This is a genomic window from Ideonella sp., assembly GCF_041287625.1.
GTDB lineage: Bacteria > Pseudomonadota > Gammaproteobacteria > Burkholderiales > Burkholderiaceae_C > Ideonella.
Genome location: NZ_JBGGNH010000004.1, coordinates 45,601 through 53,450, shown reverse-complemented (window position 1 = coordinate 53,450; position 7,850 = coordinate 45,601). Strand labels below are relative to the sequence as shown.

9 protein-coding genes are annotated in these 7,850 nt (G+C 70.5%); 7 read left to right on the top strand and 2 right to left on the bottom strand.

The genetic code is table 11. From position 1 onward, the window contains the following. The 3 genes from ccoG to ACAH41_RS00635 form a co-directional block, all read left to right on the top strand. Positions 1–1,341: cytochrome c oxidase accessory protein CcoG (ccoG, locus tag ACAH41_RS00645; RefSeq protein ID WP_370538120.1), on the top strand; the 1,341-nt coding region annotated here is incomplete at its 5' end. A 31-nt stretch (positions 1,342–1,372) separates the two neighbouring features. Continuing rightward, positions 1,373–1,603, top strand: a complete 231-nt coding sequence (locus ACAH41_RS00640; RefSeq protein WP_325652263.1) for a hypothetical protein — start codon at positions 1,373–1,375, stop codon at positions 1,601–1,603. After that, a complete protein-coding gene (locus tag ACAH41_RS00635) occupies positions 1,578–1,889 on the top strand; it encodes a hypothetical protein (protein ID WP_325652261.1) in 312 nt (103 codons plus the stop codon). Before ACAH41_RS00640 ends, ACAH41_RS00635 begins: the two co-directional genes overlap by 26 nt. Before the next feature lie 14 nt (positions 1,890–1,903). Here the strand turns inward: ACAH41_RS00635 and fnr are convergent, their stop codons facing one another. After that, complete coding sequence (gene fnr / locus ACAH41_RS00630) at positions 1,904–2,644, bottom strand: fumarate/nitrate reduction transcriptional regulator Fnr (protein ID WP_325652260.1); 741 nt, start codon at positions 2,642–2,644, stop codon at positions 1,904–1,906. Between the two features lie 120 nt (positions 2,645–2,764). Here fnr and hemN point away from each other — a divergent pair, with 120 nt between their 5' ends. The 3 genes from hemN to ACAH41_RS00615 all read left to right on the top strand — a co-directional run bounded on the left by hemN (position 2,765) and on the right by ACAH41_RS00615 (position 6,331). Next, positions 2,765–4,198: an oxygen-independent coproporphyrinogen III oxidase gene (gene hemN, locus ACAH41_RS00625; RefSeq protein WP_325652258.1), complete on the top strand. Its 1,434-nt coding sequence runs from the start codon at positions 2,765–2,767 to the stop codon at positions 4,196–4,198. 18 nt (positions 4,199–4,216) lie between these two features. Beyond that, positions 4,217–4,903 (top strand): sulfite exporter TauE/SafE family protein, encoded by a 687-nt coding sequence (locus ACAH41_RS00620; protein ID WP_325652257.1) that lies wholly within the window; start codon positions 4,217–4,219, stop codon positions 4,901–4,903. A gap of 162 nt (positions 4,904–5,065) precedes the next feature. Beyond that, complete coding sequence (locus ACAH41_RS00615) at positions 5,066–6,331, top strand: MFS transporter (protein WP_325652255.1); 1,266 nt, start codon at positions 5,066–5,068, stop codon at positions 6,329–6,331. Here the strand turns inward: ACAH41_RS00615 and ACAH41_RS00610 are convergent. Further along, positions 6,301–6,783, bottom strand: coding sequence for an ornithine carbamoyltransferase (locus tag ACAH41_RS00610; RefSeq protein ID WP_325652254.1), 483 nt, complete (start codon positions 6,781–6,783; stop codon positions 6,301–6,303). The two genes, ACAH41_RS00615 and ACAH41_RS00610, sit on opposite strands and share 31 nt — an antisense overlap. 269 nt (positions 6,784–7,052) lie before the next feature. Here ACAH41_RS00610 and ACAH41_RS00605 point away from each other — a divergent pair, with 269 nt between their 5' ends. Beyond that, on the top strand, positions 7,053–7,850 hold the full coding sequence (locus tag ACAH41_RS00605) for a helix-turn-helix domain-containing protein (RefSeq protein WP_325652252.1): 798 nt from the start codon (positions 7,053–7,055) through the stop codon (positions 7,848–7,850).

The following is a 7,850-nucleotide window of genomic DNA, read 5'->3' as shown; positions in this document are numbered from 1 at the left end:
CGCTGGTTCCTGGTGTGGGGCACGCAGCTCGTGTTCTACGGCACGGCGTGGCTGCAGTGGAACGACCGCCAGGCGGTGCTGTTCGAGCTGGCCTCGCGCCGCTTCTACATCTTCGGCTTCGTCCTCTACCCGCAGGACTTCATCTACCTCACGGCGCTGCTGCTGATCAGCGCCTACGCGCTGTTCCTGTTCACCGCGGTGGCCGGCCGGCTGTGGTGCGGCTATGCCTGCCCGCAGACCGTCTACACCGAGATCTTCCTGTGGATAGAGCGCCGCTTCGAAGGCGAGCGCGGCGCCCGCATGAAGCTGGACGCCGGCCCGTGGACGCTGAACAAGCTCTGGCGCAAGGGCGGCAAGCACGTGGTGTGGGTGCTGCTCGGCCTGTGGACCGGCTTCACCTTCGTGGGCTATTTCACGCCCATCCACAGCCTGTGGGCCGAGGCCTTCACGCTGGACTTCGGCCCCTGGGAATGGTTCTGGGTCAACTTCTACGGCCTGGCCACCTACGGCAATGCTGGTTTCCTGCGCGAGCAGGTCTGCCAGTACATGTGCCCGTACGCGCGCTTCCAGAGCGCGATGTTCGACAAGGACACGCTGATCGTCAGCTACGACAGCGCCCGCGGCGACCCACGCGGCACGCGTGCCCGCGGCACCGACCTGGCCAGCGCGGGCCTGGGCCAGTGCATTGACTGCAGCCTGTGCGTGCAGGTCTGTCCGGCCGGCATCGACATCCGCGAAGGCCTGCAGTCCGAGTGCATTGCCTGCACCGCCTGCATCGACGCCTGCGACGGCGTGATGGACAAGATGCACTACCCGCGCGGCCTGATCCGCTACGCCACGCAGAACGCGCTGGCCCTGCAAGGCCCGCATCCGGACCTGAGCCGGCGGCCCCCCCCTGCGCTGGACCTGCGGCGCCTGCTGCGGCCGCGGGTGCTGATCTACGGCGCGGTGCTGATCCTGATCGCCGGTGCATTCGTCACCAGCCTCGGCATGCGCCGCGCCTTGAAGGTCGACGTGGTGCGTGACCGCATGACGCTGGCCCGCATCGTCGACGACGGCCTGGTCGAGAACCTCTACCGGCTGCAGCTGATGAACGCCACCGAGCAGGCCCGGCGCTACCACCTGGCGGTGCAGGGCATTGCCGGCGCAGCGCTCGCGGGCCAGGGGGAAGTGGCCCTGCAGCCGGCCGAAGCCCGATGGGTGACGGTGGCCGTGCGGGTGCCGCCCGAGCAGGCGGCTGCATTGAAGCCGGGCGCCCATGCGATCCGGTTCGAGATCTCGCCGCTGGACGCTGCCGGCGCAGCCGTGGTCGAGAAGTCCACGTTCGTCATTCCCCGCTGATCCCTCTGAACCGCTGACAGGAGAGCAAGCCATGAAGGCCATGTCCACCGACCTGAAACCGACACTGCCCTGGTGGCGCGTGCCCACTGCGTGGATGGTGTTCGGCGGCCCGGCCATCGTCGTGGTCGCGAGCTTCGTCACCTTCGGCCTGGCGCTGCACGGGCGGGACCGGCCGCTGCTGGAGGGCGGCAGTGCCGACCAGGGTGCAACGGCAGACGCCATGCAGGCGCGCAATCATGCTGCCAGCCCCGCACGCCGTTGAGGAAGACGAGCCGGAGGAGCGCACCGCCGCATTTCGGCCGGGGCTTCGCAGCCGGCTGCTGCTGGTGCTGTGGCCGGCCTTCGTGACGGCTGGCGTGCTCGCCGGCCTGGTCTTCGCGTGGATAGATCCCGGCAGCGTGCTCGGCCTGGCCGTTGGCGAAGAGACAGGGTGGTCGCGCAGCGCGGTGTGCTCGCTGGCCTTCCTGGTCTTCTGGGCCACGACCTCTGCCTCGGCCGCGATCACGCTGTGGCTGGTCAGGGGAACGCGGCCCAGGGACCGCGACTGAGCCGGGCCCGCGCCTCAGCCGTGCGCGTTGTTCACCAGGCGTTGCAGGGCCTCGGGGTCCAGCACCTCGATCTGGCGCTGGCGCACCGCCAGCACCCCGTCTTCCTGGAACTTCGAGAAGCAGCGGCTGACGGTCTCCAGCTTCAGGCCCAGGTAGGTGCCGATCTCCTCGCGTGTCATGCGCAGCACCAGCGAAGAGGCCGAGAAGCCGCGTGCCTTGAGCCGCTGCGAGAGGTTCAGCAGGAACACCGCCAGCCGCTCTTCGGCCCGCATGCTGCCCAGCAGCAGCATCACGCCATGGTCGCGCACAATCTCGCGGCTCATGATCTTGTGGAACTGCCGCTGCAGCCCGGGGAACTCACGCGAGAGCTGCGTGAGCTGGCTGTAGGGAATCACGCAGACCTGGGAGTCTTCCAGCGCCACAGCGTCGCAGGCATGACGGTCGTTGCCGATGCCGTCCAGCCCCAGCAGTTCGCCTGCCATCTGGAACCCGGTGACCTGGTCGCGCCCGTCCTCCGGCGTGATGCGCGTCTTGAAGAACCCTGTGCGCACCGCATAGACCGCTTCGAACGGGTCTCCCAGGCGAAACAGCGTGTGGCCGCGGCGCACGCTGCGGCGGGTGGCGACCATGCCGTCCAGCCGCTGCAGTTCGTCTTCCGGAATGCCCACCGGCAGGCACAGCTCGCGCAGATTGCAGTGCGAGCAGGCCACGTTGGGCTTGGCCTGTGCGGCGCAGGCATCGGTGAGGGGAATCATGGCGGGGCAGTCTTGATTTGAGACAACAAGGATTCGGGACCTGATTGTTCAAGCCCGGCTGCTGCGGGCGCTTGCGCCAGATCAAGCCGACCGGCGCCGGGGCGCGGCAGCATGCACGGCATGAACGCCATTTCGTCGACACCCGCTGGCGCCGCGCAGGCGTCGCCATTGCTGCCAGAGGCCTTGCTGAGGCGCTTCGACGCCCCCGGGCCGCGCTACACCTCCTACCCCACGGCAGACCGCTTCGTCGAAGCCTTCGGCCCGGCCGAGTGCCGGCGTGCGCTGGCGCTGCGCGGCGGTGGCGCCGCGCTGGGCGGGCCGCTGTCGGTCTATGTGCACATTCCGTTCTGCGAGTCGGTCTGCTACTACTGCGCCTGCAACAAAGTCATCACCCGCCACCACGAGCGTGCCACCGAATACCTGCAGGCGCTGGACGTCGAGATCGCCCTGGTGCGCGCCGCATTGGGCGCCAGCCCGTCGGCTTCGCAGCTCGTTTCGCAGCTGCACCTGGGCGGCGGCTCGCCCACCTTCCTGTCCGACGACGAGTTGGCGCGGCTGCTGGGCTCGCTGCGCGCCGCCTTCGGCTTCACCGAAGGCGCGGAGCTGTCGATCGAGGTCGACCCGCGTACCGTCAGCGCCGAGCGCCTGGCCCACCTGCGCGCGCTGGGCTTCAACCGCATCAGCTTCGGCGTGCAGGACTTCGACCCGCAGGTGCAGCAAGCCGTGCACCGCGTGCAGCCGTTCGAAAGCGTGAAGGCCTTGATGGCCAGCGCGCGCGAACTGGGCTTCGCTTCCATCAATGCGGACCTGATCTACGGCCTGCCGCAGCAGACGCCGGCGAGCTTCGCGCGCACCATCGCGCAGATCGGCGAGCTGCGGCCGGACCGCCTGGCGCTGTACGCCTATGCCCACCTGCCGCAGCGCTTCAAGCCGCAGCGCCGCATCGACACGTTGCAGCTGCCCAGCGCAGCGCAGCGCGTGGAGATGCTGGGCGCTGCCATCGCCGGCCTGCTGGGCCGCGGCTACACCTACGTGGGCATGGACCATTTCGCGCTGCCGGACGACCCGCTGGCGGTCGCCAAGCGCGAGGGCCGGCTGCACCGCAACTTCCAGGGCTACAGCACCCAGCCCGATTGCGACCTGATCGGCCTGGGCGTGTCGGCCATCGGCCGTGTTGGCGCCAGCTACCACCAGAACGCCAAGACCCTGCCCGAGTATTACGACGCCCTGCGTCAGGGCGAGCTGCCGGTGCAGCGCGGCGTGGCGCTGGTGCGGGACGACCTGGTGCGGCGCGCCGTCATCATGGCGCTGATGTGCCAGGGCCGGGTCGACTTCGAATCCATCGAACTCGCCCATCTGGTCGACATGCGCAGCTACTTCGCGGCCGAGCTGCAGCAGCTGGCACCGCTGGCCGAAGCAGGCCTGGTCGAGATCGAACCGGACGCCTTGCAGGTCACCGCCACCGGCTGGTACGTGGTGCGCGCGGTGGCCATGGTGTTCGACCGCTACCTGCAGACCGACCGCCAGCGCGAGCGTTTCTCGCGGCTGATCTGAAGCGGCCTGGCACTGCGCATGACCGCCGCCATGTTGCCGTTGGTGCTCGCCGGCCTGGCCATGGGCCTGGCCGCCTCGCCGCACTGCGCCAGCATGTGCGCGGGGCCGTGCGCCGCGCTCACCGGCGGCTGTGGCCGCAACCTGGCCGGCTTCCAGCTCGGCCGGCTGTTGGGCTACATGGCCGGCGGCGCGCTGGCGGCGGCCAGCGTCGCGGCGTTGGGCGCCTGGAGCCAGGCCGTGCCGGCACTGCGGCCGCTGTGGGTGGCGCTGCACCTGGTGCTGCTGGCGCTGGGCCTGTGGTGGCTGTTGACCGGTCGCCTGCCGGCCGCCTTGCTGCGCGATGGCGCCAGCCCGGTGCGCTGGGTCGGCGGCCGCCGGCGGCCCTGGCGCGCCGGCCTGGCCGGGCTGGGCTGGGTGGCGCTGCCCTGCGGCGCGCTGCAGGCCGCCTTGTTGCTCGCCACGTTGGCGAACGACGCACTGGGTGGCGCCCTGGTGATGGCGGCTTTTGCGCTGGGCTCCATGCCGGCGCTGGCTTTCGCACCGTGGCTGTGGGCGCGCTGGCAGGCTTGGCGCGGCCAGCGCGTGTCGCCGGTGCTGGCGCAGGCCTGGGGCTACCGCATGGCAGGTGCCGGGCTGGTGCTGGGCTCGGGCTGGGCCCTGAGCCACGGCCTGCTGGCACGGCTGGCCGCCTGGTGCGTGGTCTGAGGCCTGGCGCGGGCCAGGCGGATCGGGTGGATCGGGCGGGGGGCAGCTGCGCCTCCCCCAGGCGGGCGGAACCCATGGCGCGTCTTCGGGAGAGGTGAGCGCGGGGTGTGCTGGCTAGGCTTGCAGGCATCGCCCCAACGGGCATCCCTTCACGAGGCCGGCATGACCGCATCACCCCGATCCACCCACGGCATGCCGGCACAAGGCCGCAAGCGCACGTCTCTGGCCATCTACGCGCTGACGATAGGCGCCTTCGGCATCGGCACGACCGAATTCGTCATCATGGGCCTGCTGCTGCAGCTCGCGGCCGACCTGAAGGTCAGCGTCGCCACCGCAGGCTTGCTCATTTCCGGTTATGCGCTGGGCGTTTTCGTCGGGGCGCCACTGCTCACTGCCTCGCTGAGCAAAGTGCCACGCAAGACGGCGCTGCTCGCGCTGATGGCCATCTTCACGCTGGGCAACCTGGCCTGCGCGCTGGCACCCAGCTACGCGGTGCTGATGCTGGCGCGGGTCATCACCTCGCTGGCGCACGGCACCTTCTTCGGGGTGGGCGCTGTCGTCGCCACCAGCCTGGTGCCGCCGGACCGCAAGGCGGCCGCGCTGTCGACCATGTTCACCGGCCTCACGGTCGCAACGCTGCTGGGCGTGCCGGTGGGCTCCTGGCTCGGGCTGCACTTCGGCTGGCGGGCCACGTTCTGGGCCGTGTGCGCCATCGGCCTCGTCGCGATGGCGGTCATCGCGCTGTTCGTCTCGGCGCGGGAGGCGGGCTGCGGCAGCGGCGTGTCGCTGAAGGAGGAGCTGAAGGTGCTGGGCCGGCTGAACGTCCTGCTCGGGCTTGCGGCCACCGTCTTCGGTTTCGCCGGCGTGTTCGCCGTGTTCACCTACATCCAGCCGCTGCTGACCCAGGTCACCGGCTTTGCCGAGGCCGCGGTGTCGGTGATCCTGCTGATGTTCGGCGTCGGCATGATCCTCGGCAACGTCATCGGCGGCCGGCTGACCGACCGTGCGCCGGTGCGCATGCTGCTGGGCTCGCTGGCGGCACTGGCCACCGTGCTGGTGCTGATGGGCTTCGCGATGGGCCACCACGTCACTGCAGTGCTGTTCGTCGGGCTGCTGGGCACCGCCGCGTTCACCACCGTGGCGCCGCTGCAGCTGCGCGTGCTCAGCAAAGCCGAGGGGGCAGGGCAGAGCATGGCGTCCAGCCTGAACATCGCGGCCTTCAACCTGGGCAACGCGCTGGGCGCCTGGCTGGGCGGCGTGGTGATCGACCACGGACCCGGCCTGGCGCGCCTGCCCTGGGTGGCGGCCGTGCTGACCTTGGGTGGCCTGGCCGTGGCGGCTTACAGCGTGTGGCGCGAGCGTGCCGCGGCGCTGAGCGATGGACCATTCACCGCGACTCAGCGCAGCGCGTCCAGCAGCAGCGCCTGAAGCAGGCAGCAGCGCCTGTCGGCCTCGGAGGACGGGCCGCCTTCGAGCTGGCCGGCCAGCGTGTGCACGGGGTGCTCGCTCGAGGCCAGGTCCTGGCAGACCGGCACGCCGGCATGGCTGCGGATCTGCTGCACCAGCCCGGCGGGCAGGCCTTCGCAGGCGAGCGCCTCGTAGATGCGGCCGAGCAGGCGCAGCGTGGGCTGCAGGTCTTCCGGCCTGCCGGTCTGCCACTGGCTGGGGCGCACCAGGGCCACCTGCGCGCCCAGCGCCAGCGCGGCGTGGCGCAGCAGGCCGGCGCCACTTGCCGGATCGGCCGCGCTGTCTTCGCACAGCAGCCCGAGGTTCAGGCCGCGCAGCGGCTGCGGGAGGGCGCCGGCCGCTGCCGCCTGTTGCAGGCTGCGCGCGCTGGCCAGCAGGGCGGCCAGTCGCGCAGGAGGCAAGGTCTCGGGCATGGCGGACAGGAGGAGGTGGGAGCGGGCGGGCATGGTTGCGGCGATGGAGGGCGCAAGCCTTCATTGCGCGGAGGACCCAGCCTAGCGGCCGCGGCACGGGGCGCATTTGCGCGGCGTCAAACCCGCCGCCGCCGGTCCGGCCTGATACGCGGCTGAGACAGTCCATTGACCCACTGTTACCGAGCGATGCAGGCCATTGGCGGCCGTGTTGCAGGCCCTGCCTAGCATTCATTCCAACCCGAACGAATGCCACCGCCCTGGAGATCCTGATGCTCAACACCGCCGCCGTTTCCGCCACCTCCCTGATGCCGCAGCTGCCGGCCCCCAAGTTCGGCGGCTTCGAGCGCAGCGAGCTGAGTGCCGCAGTGCAGATCACCCGGACGCTGGCCCTGATCGCCGACACGCTGGCGCCGCAGCGCCGCGTCGTGCATGCCGGCGAGGCCATCTACCAGGCCGGCGAGGCCTTCGGCAGCCTGTACCTGATGAACGCCGGCTTCGTGAAGCTGGTGCGCCTGTCGGCCGACGGCCGCGAGCAGGTCGTGGGCCTGAAGTTCCGCGGCGACTGGCTGGGCTTCGATGGCATTGCCCAGGGTTGCCATGGCTGCGATGCCGTCGCGATGGACACCGGCGAGGTCTGGACCATCCGCTACGACGCATTGCTGGCCGCGAGCCTGCGCCAGCCGGCGCTGCTGACGGTGCTGCACCAGGCCATGAGCCGCGAGATCTCGCACGACCGCGATTCATTGATGTCCGTCTGCACGCTGCCGGCCGATGCCCGGGTGGCCGACTTCCTGCGCTACTGGACCGAGTCACTGGCCCAGCGGGGTTTGCGCACTGACCAGTTCACGCTGCGCATGAGCCGCGCCGAGATCGGCAACTACCTGGGCATGACGCTGGAGACGGTCAGCCGCGCGCTGTCGCGCCTGGCGCGCGACGGCATCATCTGCTTCGCCGAGAAGGGCCGCCGCGAGGTGCAGGTCCCGGATGTGGGCGCGCTGTCGGCCTTTGTGCAGCGCTGCCTTTCGCCGGTGTCGGTCGAACTGCCTGCCGCACCGACACTGCAGTGA